This is a genomic window from Pseudoxanthomonas suwonensis 11-1 (assembly GCF_000185965.1).
Taxonomy (GTDB): Bacteria; Pseudomonadota; Gammaproteobacteria; order Xanthomonadales; family Xanthomonadaceae; genus Pseudoxanthomonas; species Pseudoxanthomonas suwonensis_A.
Window position 1 is genome coordinate 1,737,199 of sequence record NC_014924.1, and the last position, 23,745, is coordinate 1,760,943.

Annotated in this window: 22 protein-coding genes and 1 pseudogene; 10 read left to right on the forward strand and 13 right to left on the reverse strand. The window is 69.9% G+C overall.

The window, feature by feature from the left end; all coding sequences use genetic code 11:
- Positions 1 to 111 precede the first annotated feature (111 nt).
- The gene (locus PSESU_RS07940; protein WP_013535247.1) at positions 112 to 891 is read right to left on the reverse strand and encodes a 3-oxoacyl-ACP reductase; all 780 of its coding nucleotides are present in this window, start codon (positions 889 to 891) and stop codon (positions 112 to 114) included.
- Between the two features lie 220 nt (positions 892 to 1,111).
- Between PSESU_RS07940 and PSESU_RS07945 the strand changes: the two genes are divergently transcribed.
- The 4 genes from PSESU_RS07945 (at position 1,112) to PSESU_RS07955 (ending at position 5,331) form a co-directional block, all read left to right on the forward strand.
- A complete protein-coding gene (locus PSESU_RS07945; protein ID WP_013535248.1) occupies positions 1,112 to 1,591 on the forward strand; it encodes a VOC family protein in 480 nt (159 codons plus the stop codon).
- A 125-nt stretch (positions 1,592 to 1,716) separates the two neighbouring features.
- Positions 1,717 to 4,641 (forward strand): ligand-binding sensor domain-containing diguanylate cyclase, encoded by a 2,925-nt coding sequence (locus PSESU_RS07950; RefSeq protein WP_013535249.1) that lies wholly within the window; start codon positions 1,717 to 1,719, stop codon positions 4,639 to 4,641.
- 88 nt (positions 4,642 to 4,729) lie between these two features.
- Complete coding sequence (locus tag PSESU_RS16545; RefSeq protein ID WP_013535250.1) at positions 4,730 to 4,861, forward strand: hypothetical protein; 132 nt, start codon at positions 4,730 to 4,732, stop codon at positions 4,859 to 4,861.
- Positions 4,858 to 5,331 carry a YaiI/YqxD family protein gene (locus PSESU_RS07955; RefSeq protein WP_013535251.1) on the forward strand — a complete coding sequence of 158 codons (474 nt, stop codon included), beginning with the start codon at positions 4,858 to 4,860 and terminating at the stop codon, positions 5,329 to 5,331. Before PSESU_RS16545 ends, PSESU_RS07955 begins: the two co-directional genes overlap by 4 nt.
- A gap of 61 nt (positions 5,332 to 5,392) precedes the next feature.
- Here the strand turns inward: PSESU_RS07955 and PSESU_RS07960 are convergent, their stop codons facing one another.
- A complete protein-coding gene (locus PSESU_RS07960) occupies positions 5,393 to 8,104 on the reverse strand; it encodes a glycoside hydrolase family 3 protein (protein ID WP_013535252.1) in 2,712 nt (903 codons plus the stop codon).
- Positions 8,105 to 8,363: 259 nt separating this feature from the next.
- On the opposite strand from PSESU_RS07960, the gene PSESU_RS07965 reads away from it, so the two are divergent.
- Positions 8,364 to 9,335, forward strand: a complete 972-nt coding sequence (locus PSESU_RS07965) for an alpha/beta hydrolase (protein WP_013535253.1) — start codon at positions 8,364 to 8,366, stop codon at positions 9,333 to 9,335.
- Between the two features lie 18 nt (positions 9,336 to 9,353).
- On the opposite strand, the gene PSESU_RS07970 is transcribed toward PSESU_RS07965, so the two are convergent.
- A complete protein-coding gene (locus tag PSESU_RS07970) occupies positions 9,354 to 10,214 on the reverse strand; it encodes a hypothetical protein (protein ID WP_013535254.1) in 861 nt (286 codons plus the stop codon).
- A 190-nt stretch (positions 10,215 to 10,404) separates the two neighbouring features.
- Here PSESU_RS07970 and PSESU_RS07975 point away from each other — a divergent pair, with 190 nt between their 5' ends.
- Positions 10,405 to 11,703 carry a hypothetical protein gene (locus tag PSESU_RS07975; protein WP_013535255.1) on the forward strand — a complete coding sequence of 433 codons (1,299 nt, stop codon included), beginning with the start codon at positions 10,405 to 10,407 and terminating at the stop codon, positions 11,701 to 11,703.
- 1 nt (position 11,704) lies between these two features.
- Here the strand turns inward: PSESU_RS07975 and PSESU_RS07980 are convergent, their stop codons facing one another.
- Complete coding sequence (locus PSESU_RS07980) at positions 11,705 to 11,953, reverse strand: hypothetical protein (RefSeq protein WP_013535256.1); 249 nt, start codon at positions 11,951 to 11,953, stop codon at positions 11,705 to 11,707.
- 45 nt (positions 11,954 to 11,998) lie between these two features.
- Here PSESU_RS07980 and PSESU_RS07985 point away from each other — a divergent pair, with 45 nt between their 5' ends.
- A complete protein-coding gene (locus PSESU_RS07985) occupies positions 11,999 to 13,210 on the forward strand; it encodes an ROK family protein (protein ID WP_233275201.1) in 1,212 nt (403 codons plus the stop codon).
- A 348-nt stretch (positions 13,211 to 13,558) separates the two neighbouring features.
- On the opposite strand, the gene PSESU_RS07990 is transcribed toward PSESU_RS07985, so the two are convergent.
- The 6 genes from PSESU_RS07990 to gntA form a co-directional block, all read right to left on the reverse strand.
- Complete coding sequence (locus PSESU_RS07990; RefSeq protein ID WP_013535258.1) at positions 13,559 to 14,578, reverse strand: glycoside hydrolase family 5 protein; 1,020 nt, start codon at positions 14,576 to 14,578, stop codon at positions 13,559 to 13,561.
- Between the two features lie 93 nt (positions 14,579 to 14,671).
- A complete protein-coding gene (locus PSESU_RS07995; RefSeq protein ID WP_013535259.1) occupies positions 14,672 to 15,100 on the reverse strand; it encodes an NIPSNAP family protein in 429 nt (142 codons plus the stop codon).
- A 205-nt stretch (positions 15,101 to 15,305) separates the two neighbouring features.
- Positions 15,306 to 15,746 (reverse strand): DNA methylase, encoded by a 441-nt coding sequence (locus tag PSESU_RS08000; protein ID WP_013535260.1) that lies wholly within the window; start codon positions 15,744 to 15,746, stop codon positions 15,306 to 15,308.
- 1 nt (position 15,747) lies between these two features.
- Positions 15,748 to 16,311: a DUF6151 family protein gene (locus PSESU_RS08005; RefSeq protein ID WP_041764668.1), complete on the reverse strand. Its 564-nt coding sequence runs from the start codon at positions 16,309 to 16,311 to the stop codon at positions 15,748 to 15,750.
- Positions 16,312 to 16,396: 85 nt separating this feature from the next.
- Positions 16,397 to 17,008 (reverse strand): DUF1989 domain-containing protein, encoded by a 612-nt coding sequence (locus PSESU_RS08010; protein WP_013535262.1) that lies wholly within the window; start codon positions 17,006 to 17,008, stop codon positions 16,397 to 16,399.
- Positions 17,008 to 17,715 (reverse strand): guanitoxin biosynthesis heme-dependent pre-guanitoxin N-hydroxylase GntA, encoded by a 708-nt coding sequence (gene gntA, locus PSESU_RS08015; protein ID WP_013535263.1) that lies wholly within the window; start codon positions 17,713 to 17,715, stop codon positions 17,008 to 17,010. Before gntA ends, PSESU_RS08010 begins: the two co-directional genes overlap by 1 nt.
- 227 nt (positions 17,716 to 17,942) lie before the next feature.
- Here gntA and PSESU_RS08020 point away from each other — a divergent pair, with 227 nt between their 5' ends.
- The gene (locus PSESU_RS08020) at positions 17,943 to 18,743 is read left to right on the forward strand and encodes an alpha/beta fold hydrolase (protein ID WP_013535264.1); all 801 of its coding nucleotides are present in this window, start codon (positions 17,943 to 17,945) and stop codon (positions 18,741 to 18,743) included.
- A 164-nt stretch (positions 18,744 to 18,907) separates the two neighbouring features.
- Here the strand turns inward: PSESU_RS08020 and PSESU_RS08025 are convergent, their stop codons facing one another.
- On the reverse strand, positions 18,908 to 20,008 hold the full coding sequence (locus PSESU_RS08025; RefSeq protein WP_013535265.1) for an alkene reductase: 1,101 nt from the start codon (positions 20,006 to 20,008) through the stop codon (positions 18,908 to 18,910).
- Positions 20,009 to 20,057: 49 nt separating this feature from the next.
- Positions 20,058 to 20,822, reverse strand: a complete 765-nt coding sequence (locus PSESU_RS08030) for a hypothetical protein (RefSeq protein ID WP_013535266.1) — start codon at positions 20,820 to 20,822, stop codon at positions 20,058 to 20,060.
- 111 nt (positions 20,823 to 20,933) lie between these two features.
- Here PSESU_RS08030 and PSESU_RS08035 point away from each other — a divergent pair, with 111 nt between their 5' ends.
- Positions 20,934 to 21,791, forward strand: coding sequence for a DUF3883 domain-containing protein (locus tag PSESU_RS08035; RefSeq protein ID WP_013535267.1), 858 nt, complete (start codon positions 20,934 to 20,936; stop codon positions 21,789 to 21,791).
- A gap of 46 nt (positions 21,792 to 21,837) precedes the next feature.
- Here PSESU_RS08035 and PSESU_RS08040 read toward each other — a convergent pair whose 3' ends face one another.
- Complete coding sequence (locus PSESU_RS08040) at positions 21,838 to 23,088, reverse strand: amidohydrolase family protein (RefSeq protein ID WP_233275202.1); 1,251 nt, start codon at positions 23,086 to 23,088, stop codon at positions 21,838 to 21,840.
- Positions 23,089 to 23,234: 146 nt separating this feature from the next.
- Between PSESU_RS08040 and PSESU_RS08045 the strand changes: the two are divergent.
- Positions 23,235 to 23,723, forward strand: a pseudogene (locus tag PSESU_RS08045) (hemerythrin domain-containing protein); the annotation flags it as partial.
- Positions 23,724 to 23,745 lie beyond the last annotated feature (22 nt).

Consider the following 23,745-nt stretch of genomic DNA (forward strand, 5'->3'; position numbering starts at 1 on the left):
GCTTACCCGGGCTACTAGGTTGATCCCTGGGCCCTAACCCCTCTCTCGGCAGGGAGGGGCCAGGGAGAGGATCGGCAGGGGGCCGAAATCGCACTCTGACCCCGGTTTTTTTCAGTCCTTGACCAGGCCGCCATCGACCACCAGGTTCTGCCCGGTCACCGCGCGCGACCAGGGCGAGGCGAAGAACAGCACCGCGTCGGCGAACTCGGCCGGCGTGGTGACCCGGCGCAGCGGGGTGCTGGCGGCGATCAGGTCGAACACCGCTTCCGGCGTGGCTGCGCTCGCGTCGGTGGTGCGCAGCAGGCCGCCGGAAACCATGTTCACCGTGATCTGGTCCGGGCCCAGGTCCACGGCCAGGGTGCGGGTCAGCGACAGCAATGCAGCCTTGGACGCGGTGTAGTCGTGGTACGGCACCACCGGGTTCTGGAACAGGTTGGTGCCGATGTTCACCACCCTGCCGTAGCCGGACTCGCGCATGCCTTCCAGCGTCGCCTGCACGGTATTGAGCGCGCCGCGCACGCTGCCCTCGAACTGGGTGGCGAAGCGCTCCCAGCCGATCCGGTCCGCATGCGGCCGCGCATCGCCGTCGAAGGCGAAGTCGACCAGCGCGTTGTTCACCACCACCGTGACCGGTGCATCGAAGTGCGCCCGCGCCCGGGCGACCATCGACGCGACCTGGGCCGGGTCGGTGACATCGGCCTGCGCGGCCAGCACGCGCTCCCCGCCGAACTCCTGCTGCAGCGCCAGCGCGGCCGCCTCGCTGCGGTGGTAGTTCACCACCACCCGCGCGCCCTGCCCCAGGAAGGCACGGCTGATCGCCGCGCCAAGGCCACGGGCACCTCCGGTGACAAGCACGACCTGCGACGAAAGCGGGGAAGCTGTGGCGTTCAAGAAGACCTCCTTGGGAAACGGGGGCGGCGAGGCCGCGAAGCAGGCCGCAGTCTAGTCCGTGCCCGCTGCCTCCGCTCCCGGCAGCACGCCTGCCGCCGAACCTCAACCCAGGCACACCGGGTCTGCACCAGCATGTCGATTCCCGCAGTCCCCAGCCGACGTAACCCGTAAGTCCCGTCGCGGCACCCCGCCGCGACCCACACTCCAGCAGGAGACAGCCATGGTTGCGCGCAACACGATCTGCCTGTGGTTCGACCGCGATGCCCTCGACGCCGCCCGCTTCTACGCCAGCGTCTTTCCCGACAGCTCGGTCGGCCGCATCTTCCACGCCCCCTCCGACTTCCCCTCCGGCAAGGTCGGCGACGTGCTCACAGTGGAGTTCACCGTCCTCGGCATCCCATGCGTCGGCCTCAACGGCGGCCCGATCTTCAAGCAGAGCGAGGCGTTCTCCTTCCAGGTGGCCACCGCGGACCAGGCCGAGACCGACCGCTACTGGGATGCGATCGTCGGCAACGGCGGCCGGGAGAGCGACTGCGGCTGGTGCAAGGACCGCTGGGGCGTGTCCTGGCAGATCACCCCGAAGGTGCTGATCGAGGCCATCAACGGCGATGACCCCGGCGTGGCCAGGCGCGCCTTCGAGGCGATGATGCGGATGCGCCGGATCGACGTGGCCGCGATCGAGGCGGCCATCCGCGGCTGAAGGATTGCCGGGCGCCCAGGCAGCTTCCCGGCCGGCCCACACGACCAAGGGAGCAGCGCCGCGCCTGCCGACGGACTGGTAACATGCGTTACCGACCGGTGGGGGGCCGATGTCAGGAGTGACGCATGTGGCGTAAGGGCAAGGATGCCTGGGTGCTTTTCCTGTGCGCCGTGGCCTGCCTTTGCCCGTGGCAATCGGCAGACGCGCTGGATCCGGCGCGCCCGATCGGCCAGTTCACCCACGTCTGGTACGAGAACCAGCTGCCGCAGGGCACGGTGCTCGGCATCACCCAGCACGCCGACGGCACCATCTGGGCATCCACCTACGCCGGCCTGGTGCGCCACAGCGGCGAGGGTTTCGATACCTTCGAGCCGCGCAACGCCCCGGTCCTCAAGAGCTCGGCATTCACCACCGTCTTCGCCGAAGGCGACGCGTTGTGGATCGGCACCCTCAACGGCGGCCTCTACCAGCGCCGCGGCCACGAGCTGCGCGAGGTGCCCCTGCCTGACGGCGCCGACAGCGTGTTCGGCATCGTCCGCGACACCGCCGGCGCACTGTGGCTGACCACCAACCTCGGCGTGGTGCGCATGGCCGGGGACCGTACCCAGCTGCTGGGCCAGGCCGAGGGCTTCCCGCCGCGCGGCTTCTACCGCGCCATCGTGGCCGACCCGGCCGGCGGGGTCTGGATCGCGGTCGATGGCGTGGGCGTCGTGCGCTGGCACGATGGCCAGGCGCGCCTGTACGACCACGCCGACGGCGTGCCCAGCAACGCGGTCTACAGCCTGGCGATGGGTGCCGATGGCACCGCCTGGGTCGGCACCCAGAACGGTCCGGCCTACTTCCGCGACGGCCGCTTCCGCCGCGATCCGCGGGTGGCCGCGCTGGACGATCGCCGGATCTATTCGGTGTATGGCGACCACCAGGGCACGATCTGGTTCGCGCCGCTGGACGTGGGCCTGTGCCGGCTCAGCGATACCTCCTTCGCCTGCGACAACTCGCTCGAGGGCATGTTTGGCGAGACCGTGCGCTCGATGCTGGAGGACCGCGAGGGCAACCTCTGGATCGGCACCACCTCCAGCGGCCTGCACCGCCTGAGCCAGTCCAAGCTGGTGACGATCACCGGCCCGCTGGCCTCCAACGCGGTCCGCGCGGTGCACCCCGCGCCGGACGGCACCCTGTGGGTGGGCACCGACGGTGGCGGCCTGGCCCGCTACCGAGAGCCGCAGCTGGAGCCGGCGGTCGAATACAACCGGCAGATGCGCAGCCAGCTGATCCGCGCCATCACCACCGACGCGGCCGGACGGCTGTGGGTCGGCGGCACCGAGGGCGTGATCCGCTTCGGTCGCGACGACAAGGCCCGCCACTTCGGCATCGGCGAGGGCATGCCGGGCACGATCGTGTTCGCCTTCTCCCCGGCCAGCAAGGGTGGCATGTGGGTCGGCACCCTGCAGGGCGTGGCCCGGATCGACGGCGACCAGGTCCACGTGGCCGAGCCTACCCGCGGCGACGACGTGCGCGCGCTCTACGAGGATCCGAACGGCACGCTGTGGATCGGCCAGCGCAGCGGCCTGCGCTGCCTGCGCGGCAACGTGCTGGACCGCTGCGATACCGACGGCCTGGCCGGCACCAGCGTGCTCGCCTTCCATCCCGGCGCCGACGGCAGCCTGTGGCTGGGCACCGGCAACGGCATCGTGCGCATGCGCGATGGCAAGGTCACCCGTTACGCCGAGCGCGCCGGCTTCCACGCCGACGCCGTGTTCGCCCTGCTGGACGATGGCGAAGGCGGTTTCTGGTTCAGCTCCAACCGCGGCATCGGCCGCATCGCCCAGGCCGACCTGGACAGGCTGGACCGCGGCGAGATCGAAACCGCGACGCTGCAGTGGTACGGCACCGCCGACGGCATGCTCAATTCCCAGGGCAATGGCGCATCCCAGACCCCGGCCGGGCGGACTGCAGACGGCCGGCTGTGGTTCGGCACGGCCAAGGGCGTGGTGGTGGTGGACCCAGGACGCATGCAGGGCAATCCGCAGCCGCCGCCGGTGGCGGTTGAGCGGATCCTGGTGGACGGGATCGAGGTCGATCCGGCGCGGCCGGGCCGGCTGGGTCCGGGCGTGGAGCGCCTGGAGCTGCATTTCGCGGCGATGAGCTACGTGGCGCCGCAGGCCGTGCGCTACCGCTACCGCCTCGAAGGCTTCGACCGCACCTGGACTAGCGCCAGCGCGACGCGCCGGGCCCATTACACCAACCTGCCCCCCGGCGATTACGTGTTCCGGGTGATGGCCAGCAACAACGACGGCGTCTGGAACGAGACCGGCGCCAGCGTGCGCTTCACCCTGCTGCCGCGATGGCACCAGACCTGGTGGCTGCGCAGCCTGGTGGTGCTGGGCCTGGCCGGACTGGTGGTGCTGGGCGTGCGCCTGCGCCTGCGTGCCGCGCGCATCCGCGAGCGCGAGCTGACCCGCGAAGTGGCGATGCGTACCGAAGCCCTGCGCGAGGCCAACGAGCGCTTGCAGAAGATCGCCGCCAGCGACGCCCTCACCGGCATTGCCAACCGCGGCGAGTTCAACCGCCGCCTGCGCAAGGCCTGGGACGACCACGCCGGGCGCGACGCCCCGCTGGCGGTGCTGGTCGTCGACGTCGACGACTTCAAGGCCTACAACGACAGCTACGGCCATCTCGGCGGCGATGCGGCCCTGGTGTCGGTCGCCACCCGCCTGGCCGGCATGGTCCGCGACGATGAAGGCCTGGTGGCGCGCTACGGCGGCGAGGAATTCGCGGTGCTGCTGGCCGACTGCGACGCCGCCTCGGCGCTGCAGCGGGCACGCGAGATGGTCGCCGACATCCGCGCCTGCACCATCCCGCACCGCGCCTCCAGCGTGGGCGACACGATCACCGTCAGCATCGGCGCCGCAAGCGTTCGCCCGTCCGCCGGCGGCAGCCCGGATGCACTGCTGCGTGCGGCCGATGCCGCGCTGTACCGGGCCAAGGCCGGCGGCCGCGACCGCGCCCTCCCGGCGGGCAGTGCGCCACCGGTGGTGCTGCCGTTCTGAGGCTTGCCGGGCGGGCCTTTCCGCCCCGTTCCGCTGGGCTTCGGCCGCAGGCGCGTACACTGCACCCTCGACATACGAGAGCAGATTGATGGCAAAGCCCAACTATTCCTTTGAAAAACGCCAGCGCGAACTGGCCAAGAAGAAGAAGCAGGACGAGAAGGACGCGAAGAAGCGCGCCGCCAAGGAAGCCAAGCCCGGCAGCGAACCCGCCCAGGGATGAGCGAGACCGGTTCCCGCCCCGGCTGCATCTGGGTGGATGCCGATGCCTGCCCGGTTCCGGTCCGGGAAATGCTGTTCCGCGCCGCCACGCGCGCGAAGGTCCAGGTCACCCTGGTGGCCAACCAGTGGCTGCGTACCCCGCCCTCGCCCTTCATCCGCGCCATCCAGGTGCAGGGCGGCTACGACGTGGCCGATGACGCCATCGTCGAGCGTGCCGCCGCAGGCGACCTGGTGGTGACCCAGGACATCCCGCTGGCCTCGCGCGTGCTGGCCAAGGGCGCGCAGGCGGTCAATCCGCGCGGCGAACCCTTCACTCCCGACAACATCGCCGAGCGGCTTTCGGTGCGGAACTTCATGGAAGAACTGCGTGGTGCCGGTGTGCAGACCGGTGGACCATCGGCCTATGGCGCGCGCGAACGCCAGGCCTTCGCCGCACGGCTGGACCGCTGGATCGCCCAACGGCGCTCCTGACTGCTCCACCGCGGATACGGGACGCCGCCAGGCGACGGCGTCCCCGTGTCCCCAGCTGCCCTCAGCGCTCGACCGGCCGTACCTGGTCGATCCTGAACGCGGCATCGCGGCCGGCTGCGCCGGTGCCCGGCTGTCCGCCGCCCACGAACACGCGGTAGTTCCCGGCGAATACCTGGCGCTGGCCTTCCGGCGTCACCGCGCTGAGGTCGCGCGGATCGAGCTGGAACTCCAGCACGCGGCGCTCGCCCGGGGCCAGGTGCACGCGCTGGAACCCGCGCAGGGCGATCCTCGGCAGGCCATCCACGTCCGGGAAGTCCAGGTACAGCTGGGCGACCTCGTCGCCGGCGCGCTTGCCGGTGTTGCGCAGCTCGGTGGTCACCTTGAGGCCTTCATGCGCACCGCCGGCGGCCGGCTCCAGCTTCAGCGGCCCGTAGCCGAAGCTGGTGTAGCTGAGGCCATGGCCGAACGGATACACCGGCTTGCCCTCGAAATAGCGGTAGGTGCGGCCGCGCATGTCGTAGTCGTCGAACGGCGGCAGGTCGTCGACCGAGCGATAGAAGGTCAGCGGCAGGCGTCCGGCCGGATTGGCATGGCCGGCCAGCACATTGCCGATCGCCAGGCCACCGGACTGGCCGGGGTACCAGGCCTCGATGATCGCGGCGGCGTGCTGCCTGGCCCAGGCGAGGTTCACCGGGCTGCCATTCATCACCACCACGACCAGCGGCTTGCCTGTGGCGCGCGCGGCTTCCAGCAGCGCCTGCTGGTCGGCCAGCAGGTCCAGGCTGGTCTTGTCGCCGCCCTTGAAGCCCGGCACCTCGACCGGCGCCTCCTCCGCCTCCAGGTCCGAGGTCAGGCCGACCACCGCCACCACCACGTCGCTCTGCGCCGCGGCGGCACGCATCTGTCCGATCGGATCGTCGACCACGCGCTTCCACAGCAGGCCGATGCCGGCCAGCACGCGCGCCTCGGTCGAGACCTTGATCGGATAGCGCTTGCCGGCTTCCAGGTGCACGGTCTTGAGCGTCGGCAGGCTGTTCCAGGATGCCTTGGACAGGTCCAGCAGCGGCTTGCCGTCGAACTCCATCTCGCCATTGAAGCCGCCCAGGCCGAGGCGATAGGTGCCGGTTTCCGGCGGCACCAGGTAGCCGGTCCACTCGACCTTGTGGATGTCATAGACCTGCGGCAGGTCCAGGCTGCGGGTGTTGACGTCCGGCTCCACCCGGGTGACCACCGGCTCGTCCGAGAAGCCGGTGCGCTTGAACCACTCGTGCATTTCGCCTTCGGCATAGCGCGCCGCCGGCTTCTCCCGCGTGTTGTAGTAGCGCGCGACGAGGCCTGGCTGGCCGTCCGGGGTCTGCAGCGCCGAGGTCGGGATCGGATCGCCGTCGGTATAGGTCTCGCTGAAGGGCACGTGGGTGATCGTGGCCTGCGGCATGGCCTGGCGCAGGCCCTCCAGCACCGACACCGGCGGTCCCGATTGCGGCGAGGAGTAGTTGCCTCGCAGCACGCGCGTGGCATCGGCCAAGGGACCGACCACCGCGAGCTTCGCCTGCGGCCGCAGCGGCAGCACGCCGCTGTTCTTCAGCAGCACCAGGCTCTTCTCGGCCACTTCCAGCGCCAGCGCCGCGTGCTCGGGCTTGCCCACGTCGGCCGGCGAAGCGGTCTCGGTCGAAAGCGGACGCAGGCCCGGCAGGTCGCCATTGCGGTAGCGCGCGGCGAACAGCCGCACCAGGGCGCGGTCCACGTCGGCCATGCTGATCAGGCCGCGCTCCAGCGCTTCCTGGTAGGGGCGCGCCAGGCCGGCCATGTCGACCAGGGTGGCGCCGTTGCACTCGTTGTCCACGCCCGAGCGCATTGCCGCGGCGACCGCCGAGGCCGCATCGGGCGCGTAGTGGTGGTGGCGGTTGATGTCGGTGACCGCGTCGCAGTCGGAGACCACGTAGCCCTTGAAGTCCCAGGCGCCGCGCAGGTAGTCCTTGAGCAGCAGGTCGTTGGCGCAGGCCGGCTGGCCGTCGACGCGGTTGTAGGCGCACATCACCGAACCGGCGCCGCCTTCCACGATCGCGGCGCGGAACGCCGGCAGGTAGGTGTCCTCCAGGTCGTGGCGGGAGACGTAGACATTGGCCGAGTGGCGGGTCGACTCGGGACCGCTGTGCACCGCGTAGTGCTTGGGCGTGGCGATGATGTCGTACCAGCGCGGGTCCTCGCCCTGCACGCCCTTCACGTAGGCCACGCCCATGCGTGCGGCCAGGAACGGATCCTCGCCGTAGGTCTCCTGGCCACGCCCCCAGCGCGGGTCGCGGAAGATGTTGATGTTCGGCGACCAGGTGTTGAGTCCGGTGCCCATGCGCCCGGTGCGTCCGGTCTGCCGCGCCAGCGCATGCAGGCCGCGCACCTCGGTGGCGATCACCTGGCCGACGCGCTTGACCAGCCCGTCGTCGAAGGTCGCGGCCAGGCCGATGGGCTCGGCGAAGTTGGTGGTCGGCAGCGTGCCCATCGCGCCGTGCAGCGATTCGGTCCACCAGTTGTAGTGGGGCACGCCCAGGCGCGGGATCGCCGGCGCGGTGTTGAGCAGCTGGTCGAGCTTCTCCTCCGTTGTCAGCTTGGCCACCAGGGCGCTGGCCAGCGCTTCCGCATCGGCGGCCGGATCCGCGTCCTGGCTGGCGGCCGGCGCCTGCCCTCCCGCCATCGCGGTCGAAGGCATCGAAGCCTGGGTTGCAGTGCACAACGCCAGCGCCAGCAGCAGCGGGCTGGCACGCAGGGGTCGGGTCATTCGATTCCTCCGGAAATCCCTTCCGCGACGCGCGGAAACGTGGGCAGAGGTTATCCGCAGCCGTGGCGAACGGCGATTTCAAAACGGATATGGCTGCTGGCTATTTTTCGATACCGGACATACGCCGCGTATCGCTGACGTATGCTCGGCCGCGCCCCGCACCAGGCACTGCCCTGCTTCGCCAGTGCCAACTGCGGCCTCCACGGCCGCTGCCACGCGGGACGCGACAACAACACGGACGATCAAAGGGAGACCCGTAATGCCCCTGCATTCCCGTACTTCGCACGCCAGGCAGCTGCTGCGCATCAGCGGCGGCTCGCTGCTCCTGGCCCTGCTCGTGATCGGCGCCGGCATCGCCCCGGTCCACGCGCTCGACGACCGCATGACGCCGATCGACGTGCCGGCCCAGCCCAATGCGATCAAGCTGCCCACCGGTCCGCTGCCGGACGCGAAGAACGCCGAGGCCTGGCACAGCCAGTACGGCAGCGTGTTCGCGCGCAACGTCACCGAGGCCACCCTGACCCCGTTCCTGCCCGATCCGGCCAAGGCCACCGGCGCGGCGGTGATCGTCGCCCCGGGTGGCGGCTTCCGCTCGCTGTCGATGGAGAACGAGGGCTGGGACGTGGCCCGCGCGCTCAACGAGAAGGGCGTGGCCGCGTTCGTGCTCAAGTACCGCCTCAACCAGACCCCGGCCGACCTCGATGGCTTCGGCGAGTCGATCCGCACCATGCTCTCCGGTCCGCGTCCGCCGCGTGACCCGGGTGCCACCGATGCGGCGAAGATGCTGGCCCCGCAGCTGGCCGACGCCCGCGCCGCCTTCGCCCTGGTGCGCAGCCGCGCCAAGGAGTGGAACGTGGATCCGGACCGCATCGGCATGATCGGCTTCTCCGCCGGCGCGATGCTGACCCTGACCACCGCCCTGCACGGCGAGGACGCCAAGCCGGCCTTCATCGGCAACATCTATGGCCCGATCACCACCTCGGACAACATCCCGGCCGACGCGCCGCCGATGTTCGTGGCCCTGGCCGCCGACGACGGCCTGTTCAACAACCAGGGCTTCGGCCTGGTCGAGAGCTGGCAGAAGGCCGGCCGTCCGGTGGAGTTCCACTACTACGAGCAGGGTGGCCACGGCTTCGGCATGTACAAGAAGGAAACCACCAGCACCGGCTGGTTCGAAGCCTGGGCCGCGTGGCTGAAGATGCACGGCTACCTGGACCGCAAGAAGTCCTGAGCCCCTGGCCGGCGCGGGTCAGCGGTATGGCCCTGGCCCGCGCCACACCAGTTCGCCGAGGTGGTACACGTAGCGCACCGTGATCACCTCGCGCGCATCGCCGATACCGATCATCTCCGCCGAAGCCGGATCCAGCATCCGGCACTTGCTGGCACCACGCCGCAGCGCCACCTCGGCCGGACACACCATGTAATGCCGCGTCCCCGGTAGCGGGATCGCCACCTCGGTCATGCCCTGTTCGATCCAGTCGCGCAGCTTCTGCTCGCCGAGCAGTTCGTAGACCACCTGGTAGCCGCCGACATCCATGACCGGCTCGCTCTGGCCGACCTGGTCGCGCGAGCCGTTGTTGTTGGCCATGCCGCCGCTGCGCCCGTCGTCGAACGGTGCCACTTCCTCCTCGAGCAGGCCCGGCGGGCGACCGTTCCAGGGATGCGGCGACTGCGAGGGCGCGCTTGCCTGCCGCGCCGGACGCGAGGACGCCTGCGGCGACGGCTCGGATTCGACCGGCGGACGCGGCGGCTTCTTCTCGCGTGGCGGTTCCGGCTGTGGTTCGGGCTGGGCCGGCAGCAGCAGGCGGCGCGGATCGCGCAGCTCGTGCGCCTGCAGCTCGCGTGCCGGTGCGCTGTCGGAAGGCGAAGGCGCGGGCGCCGGCACGTCCGGCAGCGGCGGCCCCGGCTGCGGACGGCCAACAAAATCCACCCGGATCCGTCCACCGCTGGAGGAACCTTCCTGGTTGCTGACCACCGGCGGCGGCTTGGCCAGCATCAGCAGCACCACCATCAGCACATGCAGGACAAGGCTGGCCAGCGCCGCCAGCCAGGGCTGGAGACGGTCGATGCGCGGTTCGGCCGACGGTGGGGGCGTCGCTGGAAGGTTCATGCCGCCGCGGGGGCGTGGTACGGACTGGCCCGCATGCGGGGAAACCGGACGTCCAAGGGAATGCGCATCCTAACGCCTGCGCCCTGCCCTGCGCCGCGGATCCATGGTGCTATTCACCTGCGGCATGCAGCGCCGCCCACGGATGCTATGGTCGCGCCGCGTTGTCCGCCCTCCTGCAGGAAGCCGACCGATGCCCAGCCCGCGCCTGTTGCTGTTGCCAGTACTGCTCCTTGCCACGCACGCGCCGATGGCCCGCGCCGCGCCCGATCCGGAGAGCGCCGCCTGGGTGTTCGGCGAGGCCCGCCGCCTGTGCGAGGCCGATGGCGGCGCGCTCTGGGGGCGCTCGCTGTGCGGGCCGATGATGATCGTGGACCCGGCCGATCGCGGCATCGTTGCCAGCGAAGCCGACGCGGGCGGGGTGCTGGTCGCCGCCGGAGCGGTGTACACCGGCACCCTGCCGCGCGAGGCGATGCTCGCCAACACCGCGACCGAATGGTCGGGCACCCGCTGGACCCAGCTGGTCTGGCCGCTGCCGCAGGAACCGGCCCTGCTGCGGGCGATGCTGGTCCATGAGCTGTTCCACCGCATCCAGGCCGGGCTTGGCCTGGACCGCAGCGAGGCCGGCAACCGCCACCTCGACACCCAGCACGGCCGCTACCTGCTGCAACTGGAGTGGCGCGCCCTGGCGCGGGCGCTGATGGCCGACGACACCACCGCCTTGCGCAGCCACGCCGCCGATGCGCTGGCCTTCCGCGAGGCTCGCCGGCGCCTGTTCCCCGCAGCGGCGCGCGAGGAGGCGCAGCTGGAGATCAACGAGGGCCTGGCCGAGTACACCGGCGTGCGCATCGGACTGGCCCACGATGAGCAGCGGCGCGCCTATGGCGTGTACGCGCTCGCCCGCTTCCTCGACGCCCCCAGCTTCGTGCGCTCGTTCGCCTATGCCAGCGGCCCGGCCTACGGCCTGCTGCTGGACCGCGCCAACCCTGGCTGGCGTGGCCAGCTCGGTGCAGAGGCCGACCTTGGCCGCATGCTCGCCACCGCCCTGGACATCGACCTCGACGCCGCGCCCGGGCTGGCCGCGCGCGAGCGCCGTTACGACCCGGACGGCCAGCTGCAGGCCGCCGAGGATGCGCGGGAACGACAACGCCAGGCGCGGCTATCCGCGTGGCGACGCGACCTCGTCGAAGGGCCGGCCCTGGTCCTGCCGCTGCAGGCCACCGGCTTCCAGTTCAATCCGCAAACCCTGGCGGCACTGGACGGCATCGGCACGGTCTACCCGGTCCTGCGCCTGACCGACCGCTGGGGCGAGCTGCAGGTCGACGGCGGCGCGGCCCTGGTCCACGCCGACCGCAAGCGCGCGGTGGTCGCCCTGCCACCCGGAGGCGACGGCCTGCGCGGCGAAGGCTGGACGCTGTCGCTCAAGCCCGGCTGGAAGCTGGTGCCCGGCGAGCGCAAGGGCGACCTCACCCTGTCCGCTCCGGCGCCCTGACTTACCAGCGGCTGCGCTTCATCCCCGCCGGCATCGCGCCCTGCGGCAGCTTGCGCGTGGCCACCGCCACGATCACGGCGCTGGACAGCAGGGTGCCGACCACCAGGCCGGTGATGGCGAGCAGGCCGCGGGTGGAGACACTGGCCCTGGCACGCAGCGAGGCGCGGCCCACGCGCACGCGCAGCGCGGCGGTATGGATATCGCTGGACGGGCGGGCGGTGGCTTCGTGGCGCTGGAGCTCGTGGGCCATGGTGTCGTTCCTGTAGAGGGGAGCTGGAATGTTGGGCGCGGCGACGTGAAAGCTGCGCGCGGCACCACCTCGACCACCACCTCGACCACCGCCTCGACCACCGCCTCGACCACCGCCTCGACCACGGCCTCGACCACGGCCTCGACCACGGCCTCACCGCGCTGCATCCAGCATGGGCCAAGCCCACGCATGGACCCGCACATGGCCCGCACCCGCCGCCCTGCCCGACCCGACGACCGTGGCCGCCACGCCGCGGTGCACCTGCCCGACCTGGATATCGACGGCTACAGCCTGTCGGTGCCGGATCCGGAGGCCGAGGGCTTCATCGGTGACCGTGCCAGCCAGACCGCGTTCCGTGGCCTGGTCGATGCCGCACGCGAACACCATCTCACCGCCAGGGATCCCTTCGGCCGCAAGCCCTCGCGCGAACTGAAGAAGGAGCAGATCGACCTGGTCCTGGTCCGCGGCGGCCTCGATGCCTCGCACGCCATGCACCTGGCCGTGGAGGAATACGCGCGCCAGCTCTGCTACGTGGTCCAGGTGTTCATGGCCCAGCCCGGGTGGAAAGGCGTGGAGCGCATCGTGCTTGGTGGCGGCTTCCCCGAGCACCAGACCGGCGGGCTGGCCATGCGCCGCGCCATCCGCCTGCTGGAGCTGGCCGATACCGGCGTCAGCCTGCTGCCACTGCGCCATGATCCGGACGAAGGCGGCCTGCTCGGCTGGTCGCCGCTGCTGCCGCAGGAACTGCAGCGCTACGACGCGTTCCTGGCCGTGGACATCGGCGGCACCAAGCTGCGCTGCGGCATCGTCGAGCATCGCCTGCGCCGCGATCCGACCGGCGGCCGCGGCCGGGTGCTGGAAAGCATGGTCTGGCGCCACAAGACCGACCATCCCGACCGCGAGGGCGCGGTGCGGCGCACGGCGGCAATGCTCAACGGCCTGGCTGCGCTGGCGCGCACGATGGGCCTGAAGCTGGCGCCGTTCGTGGGCATCGCCTGCCCCGGCACCATCGAACCGGACGGCTCGATCTCCGCCGGCGCGCAGAACCTGCCCGGCAACTGGGAGCGTCCTTTCCACCTGCCCGACGCGCTGGCCAGCTACCTGGAGCCGATCGATGGCCGCGCGCCGACGGTGGTGATGCATAACGACGCCGTGGTCCAGGGCCTCAGCGAGCTGGACCGGATGACCGACGTTCGCCGCTGGGGCGTGCTGACCATCGGTACCGGGCTGGGCAACGCCACCTACAGCACGCGCTGAGCGTAGCCCGGACAAGGCCGCAGGCCGTATCCGGGGATGGCCTTCGCGGCCACACTTCTGCGACTCATAACCAGGCCCCGGGTGCGCTTCGCTTACCCGGGCTACAAGAACCGTAGCCCGGATAAGGCCGAAGGCAGCATCCGGGGATGCTGCCCGGGGCCGCATTCCTGCAACTCGCAAGCGAACCCCGGGTGCGCTTCGCTTACCCGGGCTACAAGAACCGTAGCCCGGATAAGGCCGCAAGGCCGCATCCGGGGACGCTGCCCGGGGCCGCATTCCTGCAACTCGCAAGCGAACCCCGGGTGCGCTTCGCTTACCCGGGCTACAAGGACGTAGCCCGGACGAGCTTTACGGCTTCGGCGGAATCACCGCCTCCAGCAGCGGCTGCACCCACTTCTCGCGTTCGAAGTCGTACAGCACGAAGTCGCTGGAGAACTGCCAGTACAGGTGGGCGAAGCCGCGCTTCTCCGCGGCCCGGGCCACGGTCCGGGTCCAGTACACCCGGTCCTCCATCGGCGCCTTGTCGTAGGCGCCGTATTCGCCCAGCAGGATCGGCCGGTCATGCTTGCGCGACCACGCCTTGACCTTGTCGAAGTCGCTTTCGATCTTCGCCACCTGCCCTGGCGTGTTGAAGCGCACGCCGGTCTTCTCCGAGAACTGCGGCTCCACCCAGCTCGCGCCCTGGTGGGTGAAGGCGAACGGCTCGTAGTAGTGGAAGGTCACGATCAGGTGCCTGTCGTCCTCCGGCAGCTGCAGCGTGTCCAGCTCCTCGAGGTTGTTCCAGCGGGTCGGGCCGACCACCACGTTGCGGGTGGGATTGGTCCTGCGCACCACCTCCAGCAGCTTCGCGAACAGCCCGTTCCAGGCCTTGGCATCGAGTGCGCCGTGCGGCTCGTTGAGCAGTTCGAACACCACCTGGTCCGGCTGGCCGGCATAGCGCTCGCCCAGCTGGGTCCAGACCTGCTCCAGCTTCACCTCGCAGGCCGGCACGTCCTTCACGCAGTCGTTGAAGTCGTGCACGTCCAGGATCACCTGCAGGCCATTGCCCGTGCCCCAGCCGATCACCTGGTCCAGCTTGGCCAGCCATTGCGGATCGAGCCGGTTGGCCTCGTCCAGGTGCGGGAAGGTGAACAGCGCCACGCGCACCGTGCCGAAGCCGGCCTCGCGGATCTTCGCGAAATGCTCCTCGCGGTAATTGCCCTGCTCGCCCGCCTTCCAGTACGGGTCGTAGCCCAGCACGTTGACCCCGGCTCCCATGCGCGCGACCTGGTCAGCGGCGGACAGCGGCCTGGGATCGGCGGCCATGGCGTTGGGCAGCAGCGCCATCAGGCCCAGGCAGAGCCCGGCAAGCAAGGTGGTTCTGGACATGCGACTTCCCTCATGACGTCATCCATGGGCGTGTGCCCGTTGGACGGCAACCATAGCAGCCGCTTCGCGGGCGCGCAGGCCCGCGGCCAAGGTTCAACGCACGCGCCCAGGTGGCGAGTAATCGACCATGCGCAGGGTCCGGTCCTCGATGTCGCCAACGAACCGGCCGTGCCCGGCTGCGGTGGCACGCTTGATCGCCGCCCATTCCGGATCGGCCATGAAACGCGCCCAACTGGCCTGCATCGTCGCCTCGTCCGGCCAGCGCAGCAGGTAGACGAACTCCGGTCCATCCTCCGAACGCGACTCCCACATCGCCACGATGTCGAAACCATGCCCGGCCATCAGCCGCGCGGCGTGGTCGCGGAAGCGCTCGTGGAAGGCGATCCGGGTCTGGTCGTAGATACGGTAGATGCGCAGCTGGTGGATGGGGCCGTCCTGCCGCACCGGATCGGCGGCGATGGCGGGTGCGGCGGCAAGGGCGCCGAGCGCGAGGCACGCGGCAAGAGCGGTTGTCCGGAACATGCGGAGGTTCCTGCGGGGAGCTCGTTGAGTTCCGACAGGTCGCGGGCGAGGCGGTTCCCGGGCAGGCGCGACGCGGGTCACGATCCAGGGGATTCGCGGGCAGCGCTCGACCTACTCCCCAGCCTTCCGCCACCCTGCCAGACGCCATCCGCAGGTCGCTTCCGATCACGCCTGGACCTGAGTCCACATGGGCGGGGCCGGCGCGCTATCCCTCCCCGTACAGCGCCGGTCCCGCCTCGCGCATGAAGATGCCCAGGGTCACCGGGCCTACGCCGCGGAACGCCAGCAGGCGCCGCTCGAAGTCGGCGCGGTCGCGGGAGGCCTCGAACACGCCGAGGATCCGTCCGTCGTACTCGTCCACCAGGGTGCGGCACAGCTGCGACAGCCGGGTGGCGGTGGATTCGTCGTAGCGGCGGTAGCCGCCCTCGCCCAGCATCCGCACCAGCTGGGCGTGGCTGCAGGCGCACAGGCGCGCAGGGGTATCGCGGCCATGCTGGCGCACGATCACTTCCCAGGTGCGCGCTGCCAGCGCCTGGCTAATGCGGTTGCCGAACAGGAACGACGCCAGGAACCAGGCGAACAGCGAGGCCTCGTCGCCGGCCTGCACCTCGAAGCCAAGGTCCCGTGGCAGCAGTTCCCGGCGCACGTCAGTGCTCGGGCATCGGGATCCGCTCGGGCTCGCGGATCGGCTTGCCGTTCTCGTCGAAGAACGGGGAGCCGCGGTCCTTGCGCAGGCGGCCGCCAAGGACCCCGATGCCGACTTTCAGCAGCACCCCGGTCAGGGCGATATGCGAACCGCGGACCGGGCCGTGCGCGGATTCCGTATTGGCCACCGCCCGCCCTTCCGGACCGACCAGCTTCTGCACATCCGCGCCATTGGCGATGCAGGCCATGGGTATGCCGACGTACTGCAGGTCGGGCGTGGGCGCGGTGCTGGCCAGCGGCGTCCGGCAGCAGCTGGCATACCAGCGCACCACCCGCTTGCTTAGACTGATGCAGGCCACCTGGTCCTTGCCTTGGGTGATGCGCATGCGCGAAGGCTTGGCAGCGAGGATATCGGTGCCGCCCTGGGCATCGAGCAGTCCCGGCGTGCCCAGCCACTGGGCGAAGGCCTGGCAGTAGCGGCAGTAGCAGGTCACGCGCGCATAGGCGCCGCGGTCGTCGATCTCGCCCTGCACTGTTCCGCAACGGCACTGGATCCTTACGGTCATCCACTTCCCCTTGGTCGAACCGGAGCGCACGGTCCATCCGTGCGCCCCCATTCTGGCACCAGCGGCAGCGGCTTGGGTGCGGCGATCAGGCCTTGGCGCGATCGCTTGCGCGCTCGACCCGGAAGTCGATCGGCTTGTAGCTGAAGTTGTTGGACTGGCCCGCCGAGCAGGCGGTCATCGCCACCACCAGCGGCATCTCCGCACGCAGGCGTACGTGGTCGCCGGCCCTGCTCAGCGGCGGCAGCACCGCGATCTTCCCCTCGGCATCGACCGCCACGTGCATGAATATGTTGAACGCCACCGGCACCCGGTCGCGGTTGATGCCCCAGGGCGCCAACGCCCTGGCCAGGTTGCCTTCGCAACCCGGACGGCCCTCCTCCTCGCCGTAGAGCTTCTCGAACATCTCCTTCGAGCACGGCGTCAGGGTGAAGTCGTGGCGGCCGCAGGTGTCCTCGATGATGGTGAACATCGGGCGGCTGCGGTTGGAGTACAGCGTGTCGCCGGTAGTGAGCCACAGCTTGGAGGCGTAGTCGATGCTGCGGCCCGAGGACAGGTATTCGTCCAGGTCCTCGCGGTTGAACGCGGTCAGGTCACTGACCTGCTGCCCCATCGGATCGATCACCACCAGCTCGTCGCCGGCCTCCAGCTCCACCGCATGGCCGGAGCACGGCTGGATACGCACGGTTCCTTCGCACATCAACGCGGCCTCCGCACATGGAACGGGCAGGTCCATCCTGCCTCGACCTTGCGGCCGCTGTACTGGCGGGTCTCGGCGGCGGTGCCGAAGTCGGCCAGGTTGGGATTGATGCTGCCCTGCAGCGCGGTGTCGCGCTTGCGCGTGGCCGCCTGCATCTTGGCGTAGCGGCCATCCTCGCGCAGGCGGTCGAACTGGCGGTGCGAGTTGAACACCATCACCGGCACCTCGAACCGGCGGGCAATGCGCGAGGCACCCGGATGCAGGCCGATCACGAAGAACGGGTGGCCGCCCAGGCTGAGGCTGAAGCGCGGATCGTTGGGATCGCGGCTCACGTCCTCGGCCCAAGGCGTGCCGCGTCGCGCATCCAGGTCATGCAGGTGCTGCAGCTGCGACCACAGCATGGCCTCGAAGCGCTGCTCGTCCGTATCCGACGGGCCATCGAACAGGGCCACGAAGGAATGCACCGTGGTGTCCTCCTTCGGCTGGCCCTCGATGAAGCGGGCGAACCGGGTCAGCGAGTCCAGCAGCCGGGCATCGTTGCGGCGGTCGCCAAGACGGCCGAACTCGTGCGGCTGGATCGCATTCCTCGCCAGCGCGGCCTTGGAGCCGACGCAGGGAAAGGACGGATCGTCGATGAAGGAGAGGAAGCGCTCGGAGAGGCTTTGCTGGGTCGGCCTGGTTGCAGGCGTGCTGGCTGGGGTGCTCATAGGCAACGCACGCTATCGACCCGCCATGGACGGCCGCGTGTAATCGGGGCCGCTTCCCGGATCACGGTCAGAGGCCGTTGGGATGCATGACGGGCGCGCGAACGCCACGCGAGCGATCCGTTAATTGCTATCCCAGCATTCCAATGCTGGATGACACCCGGTGACAGACCCCACCACGTGCGTCGCGCGTGGCACTCTCCGGCCGCCTGTCACCGGAGTCCACGCGCATGTCCCTGGCCAAGCCCGTCCGCCGCCTGTACGCCCTTATCGCAAGCCTTGCCCTGTTCGCGGGCCTCGCCGCACCCGTCGCCGCCGCCGGCAAGGAGACCTTCGTGGTCGTGCACGGCGCCACCGCCGGCGCATGGGAATGGAAGCGCACCGGCAAGTTCCTCACCGACGAGGGCCACACGGTCTACCGCGTCACCCTCACCGGCCTGGGCGAGCGCGAGCACCTCAACAGCACCGAGGTGGACCTGGAGACCCATATCAACGACGTGGTCAACACCATCCTGTTCGAGGACCTGCACGACGTGGTGCTGACCGGCCACAGCTACGGCGGCATGGTCGTCACCGGCGTCATGGACCGCATCCCCGAGCGCCTGAAGCACGTGGTCTTCCTCGACGCGGCGGTGCCGGAGGACGGCCAGTCGCTGTGGGACATCTTCGGCGCCAACCAGCCGCTGCCGCCGGACCGCTTCAAGGACGGCTTCATGCAGGTGCCGTGGGTCAAGGAAGGCGACAAGCCGCCCTACAGCGTCAAGCACTCGATCAAGTGCTTCAGCCAGCCGGTGTCCTACAAGAACCCGGCCGCCAAGGCCCTGCCGGTGACCTACGTCGCCTTCGTGCCGAAGGAGCAGTCGATCGAAGAGCGCGCCAAGACCGACCGCGGCTGGCGCACCGCCGAATCCCGCGGCTGGACCGTCCGCACCTTCCCCGGCGGCCATGTCGCCCAGCAGGAAGACCCGGAAGGCGTGGCCAGGCTGATCATCGATTCCGTCAGTGACCGCAACAAGGCGCCGAAGAAGTAAGCCAGCCCCATCGCGGTATCCCATCACCGTGGTCCCGGCCTGCGCCGGGGTCACGGCCTGATGGTTGGCTGGGGACGTGCGCACTCACTGCAATCCCCTGCCCGTGGTCCTGGCCCTGGGCCGGGACCCGTCCGGCGACTTGGCTTTGAACCCTCGCTGCGGGCTCAATCACCAAGCGTCGGGTAATCCGTGTAGCCGTGCGCCCCGCCACCGTAGAAGGTGGACGGATCCGGCTCGTTGAGCGGAGCACCCTTGGCGAAGCGCTCGACCAGGTCCGGGTTGGCGATGAACGGCCGGCCGAAGGCCACCGCGTCGGCCACCCCCGAGGCGATCAGGTCCTCGGCGCGCTCGGCGGTATAGCCGCCGCAGAACACCAGCACCCCGCCGAACGCCTCGCGCAGCTGCGCACGGAAGCGGTCGCTCAGCTTCGGGCCGCCGGCCCAGTCCGGCTCGGCGATATGCAGGTAGGCCAGGCCGCGCCTGGTGAACTCGCGCGCCAGGTACAGCGCGCTCTCCTCCGGCTCCTCGTCGGCGATGTCGTGGCCGGCGAAGTGCGGCGACAGGCGCACGCCCACCCGGTCCGGACCCAGCTGTGCCACCACCGCGTCCACCACTTCCAGCGGGAAGCGCGCACGGTTTTCCAGCGAGCCGCCGTACTGGTCCTCGCGCTGGTTGCTGTTGGTCGACAGGAACTGCTGCAGCAGGTAGCCGTTGGCCGCGTGTACCTCGACCAGGTCGAAGCCGGCGCGGTCCGCGCGGCGCGCTGCCTGCGCGTACTGCCCGACCACGCCCGGCAGCTCCTCGAGCTTCAGTGCCCGCGGCAGCGAGGTCGGCTCATTGCCGGCGCTGCCGTCCGGGCGCACCACGAAGGCGTTGGCACCTTCCGCGACCAGCGGCGAAGGCGCCACCGGCGCCGCGCCGTCCGGCTGCAGCAGGGTGTGCGAGATGCGGCCGACATGCCACAGCTGCGCCGCCATGTGGCCGCCGCGCGCATGCACCGCGTCGGTCACCCGGCTCCAGCCGGCCTCCTGCGCATCGCTGTACATGCCCGGGGTCCAGGCATAGCCCTTGCCCTGCGGCGAGACCTGGGTCGCCTCGGACACGATCAGGCCGGCACTGGCGCGCTGGGCGTAGTACTCGGCATTGAGCTCGGTGGGCACGTCGCCCGGCTGGCCGGCGCGCGAGCGCGTCAGCGGCGCCATGAACACGCGGTTGGGCAGGCGCAGCGAGCCGAGGTCGAGGGGGGAAAGCAGGCGTGAAGTCATTGGGGGTCTTCTTTGTAGTAATGGGGGGAAGCAGTCGGCCGGGGTTGGCTCAACCGTGGCGCTTGCGGTGCCGGTCCAGGGTGCGCTGCACCCGCTCCAGCGCGTGCAGCACCTCGCGGCTGAAGCCGCCAGGTTCCAGCTCGCGCACGGCCGAGTGCGCCGCGCACACGATCCGGGTATCGGCCCAGTCCGCCGCCAAGCCTCGGGCCCAGCAGGCATAGGCATCGGCGGCGCCGGCATGTGCGCCCAGGGCGCGGCCCAGCATCGGGTGCATGCGCAGCCCGGACTGCGGCAGCACCCGGCCCAGCACGCCCGGAGCGGCCATGACGTTGAGGGTGTCGTCCACATGGACGATGGACGAGGCGCGGTGGCGCACCAGCACCGAGGCCACGTGTACCCGTTCGTCCAGGCAGACGAAGTCCACGCCGTCGGGCACCGAGAGGTCGAACACGTCCTGCAGCGGATGGTGCACGTGGTCCCACAGTTCGACCGGCGCCTCGGCCCACGGCAGCGAAGGCGCCACGTGGCGGTGGCGCAACGTCCCGTACAGCAGGGCCGAGGGGAACAGCCGGTGGGTCGCCTCCACGTGCAGGGTGTGGAACGGATGCACGTGCACCACCGCCTCCACCTCCGATCCGCCGGCGGTCAGCTGCAGCAGCGCCTCGCGCTGCCCCCTGCCGAGCGGCGCACCGTCCACCACCACGAAGCGGCCATTCGGCCGCCGCACGACGGACATGTGCGTGCCCACGTTGATGATCCCCGCGACCCGCTGGGGCGCACGGATGTTCCAGAAATCCTTGGCAAGCTGTTGCATGCGCGGAGTGTGACGATGCCGCGGTGAAGGTGGCGGCAGCAGACGCGGTTGGAGGCACTCTGGCCAACCGTTACCCTGGCAACGCCAGCGAAAAGCGTATCGGGGGAGCGGATGGCCACGGGAGAAGATTGGAGCGAGCTGGAAGTCGAGGCATGCGTTGCCTCCTACCTGCGCATGCTTACGCTGGAGCTCAACGGCCAGCGTTACAGCAAGACCGAGCACGCAAAGGCCCTGATGCAACAGCTGGACGGCCGCAGCCGGCCTTCAATCGAGTTCAAGCATTGCAACATCAGCGCGGTGATGCTCTCCCTGGGCTATCCCTACATCGATGGATATAAACCCCGCGCCAACTTCCAAGGCATGCTCCGCCGGGTCGTGGAGGAGCAAGCGAGCCAGAACGTCGCCTTGCAAGAGGCAGCGCAGGCCGCCGTGGCCCGTCCGGCAAGCGAAATCAGCGTGGCCGATGCCGATTTCACGAGTGCCTGGGTTCCTGCGCCGCCGGCCAAACGTTTGCGCGAGGTTCCCGCGTCTTACGCACCGACGTTCTCGCCTGCCAGACGCGATTACCTGGCCCAGGAAGGCAGGAACCGTTCGCTCGGCCTCGCCGGCGAACTATTCGTCATGGAACTCGAGGCGCGCAGGTTGCACCTTGCCGGGAAGAAGGTCCTTGGCGAGCGGGTCGAACATGTCTCGACCACCAAGGGCGATGGCCTGGGGTTCGACATTCTTTCCTTCGAGGAGGATGGTCGGGAGCGCCTCATCGAGGTCAAGACCACCGCGTTCGGTGAGCTGACGCCCTTTTTCGTGACCCGCAACGAACTGGCGCGTTCCGAGCGTGACGCCGGCCAGTATCACCTGTACCGCGTATTCGATTTCCGGCGGCGCCCACGCGTATTCGGACTGGTTGGCTCGATCGAGTCGAACTGCGAACTGCAGGCAGTGTCCTATCTGGCCCGCCTGGCGGGCTGATCTGGGACAAACGAGGCAACTGCCCGCAGGCCCGGGTTCTACGGGGTCAGGGCTTCTGGTGGATCACCACCCCGCCCCGCACCGTCCAGGCCACGTTGGCGAAGGCCTTGATGTCCTGCGCCGGGTCGGCGCCAAGCACCACCAGGTCGGCGGCCATGCCAGGGGCGATGCGGCCACGGGTGTCGTCCTCGTCGAACACCCGCGCCGGGTTGGTGGTCAGGCTGGCCAGCAGCTTGCGCCAGTCCAGGCCGGCCTCGGCCAGCAGCTCGAGCTCCCGGGTGGTGTCGAACTTGTCGATATATCCAGCGTCGGTACCGAACAGCACGGTGCCGCCGGCGGCCTGGAGCATGGACACCTGCGACTGCGCCGCGCCGACGAAGCGCCGCACCACCGACTCCGGCACCCGCTCGCGGCGGATCTCGATCTCGAACATGGACAGGGTCGGCACCAGGGCCACGTCCTCGCGCACCAGGCGGCTGACGGTCGGCGCCGGCCAAGGACCGGCCGCAGGCGTGGCATGGGCCAGCACGTCGGCCCCGGCCTGCAGGGCCACGACCAGGCCGCCGGCATCGGTGGCATGGGCGAACACCGGCTGGTCGCGGTCGCGGTCGACCTTGCTGATCGCCCGGGCCACCGAGGCATCCATCAGGCGCACGCCCTCGTTGCCCCCGACAATCGATCCGGTGAACAGCTTCACTCCACGCGCGCCCTGCGCCAGCTGTTCGGTCGCGCGCTTGCGGCCGGCCTCGGCATCGGCCACTTCGGCCACCGCACCCTCGATGCCGAGGTTGTGGTCGCGCACATAGATTGGGGTGCCGCCTGCCGGGAAGAACGGCACGCCGGTGCTCAACACCCGTGGGCCATTGATCTCGCCGGCCTCGATCCGGCGCACCAGCGCCTGGGCCTCGCCCGGTGCCGAGGCCAGGTCATAGACCGTGGTGAAGCCCCATTGCCCGTACTGCTCGCGCAGGGTGGAATCGAGCTTCGCGGCCGGGGTTTTGGCGACATTGCGGTAGGCCGGCCCCAGCAGGTGCGCATGGCTGTTCCAGAACCCGGCCACCACCACCTTGCCGCTGGCATCCAGGGTGCGCGTCCCAGCGGGGATGGCGACTTCGCCGGCGCGGCCGACCGCCTCGATCCGGCCATCGCTGACCAGGACAACCGCGTTCTCGATCGGCGCCTCGTACGGCGAAGGCTGGACCCGCCCGCCGACGATGGCCAGGTCGGCCGCGTCCGCCGGCGTGGCAAGGGCCATCAGGCCTGCCGCCAGCAGGCAATGGATTCCGTTCCTGCACATGCTGATCTCTCCAGTCAGGCCGCAATGGCAGCGGCGCAAGCCGTCGGGGTTCGGCTCTTTGGCGGCCGGTATGCCGAGCATAGCGAAGGCGCTCACATGCGGACTACGCCCCCTACCCCAAGGTCCGCACGACCCAACCCCACGACGAGCTGCGCGCCCTGTTCGAACAGATGGAGCAGACCAGCGACCTCGCCGGCAGGAAGCGCACCGAACTGCTGGGGAAGATCGAGGCCAACCTGATGCCCCACGCCAAGTGGGAGGAGACCGTGTTCTATCCGGCCTTCGCCGAGCGCGCCAACCGCGAGGGCCTGAAGATCCATGCCGAGGCCGTCGAGGAACACCGCGCGGTCGAGAAGACCGTGATCCCGGACGTGCACGCCGCCGACGTCGCCACCCCGCAGTTCGCCGGCCGGGTGAAAGTGTTCGGCGAGCTGATCGACCACCACGCCAGGGACGAGGAGAAGGAGATGTTCGCCATGGCGCGCAAGCTCTTCACCACGCAGGAGCTGGCCGAGTTCGACGAGGCCTACGAGGAATGGAAAGCCTCCAGTGCCTCGACCCTGGTCTCGGCGGTGGCCGGGGCCAAGACCGGGATGAAGGCCGCCGTGCGCAAGGTCACTCGCCGCGCGCAGTAAGGCCGGACCGCAGGAACCGCAG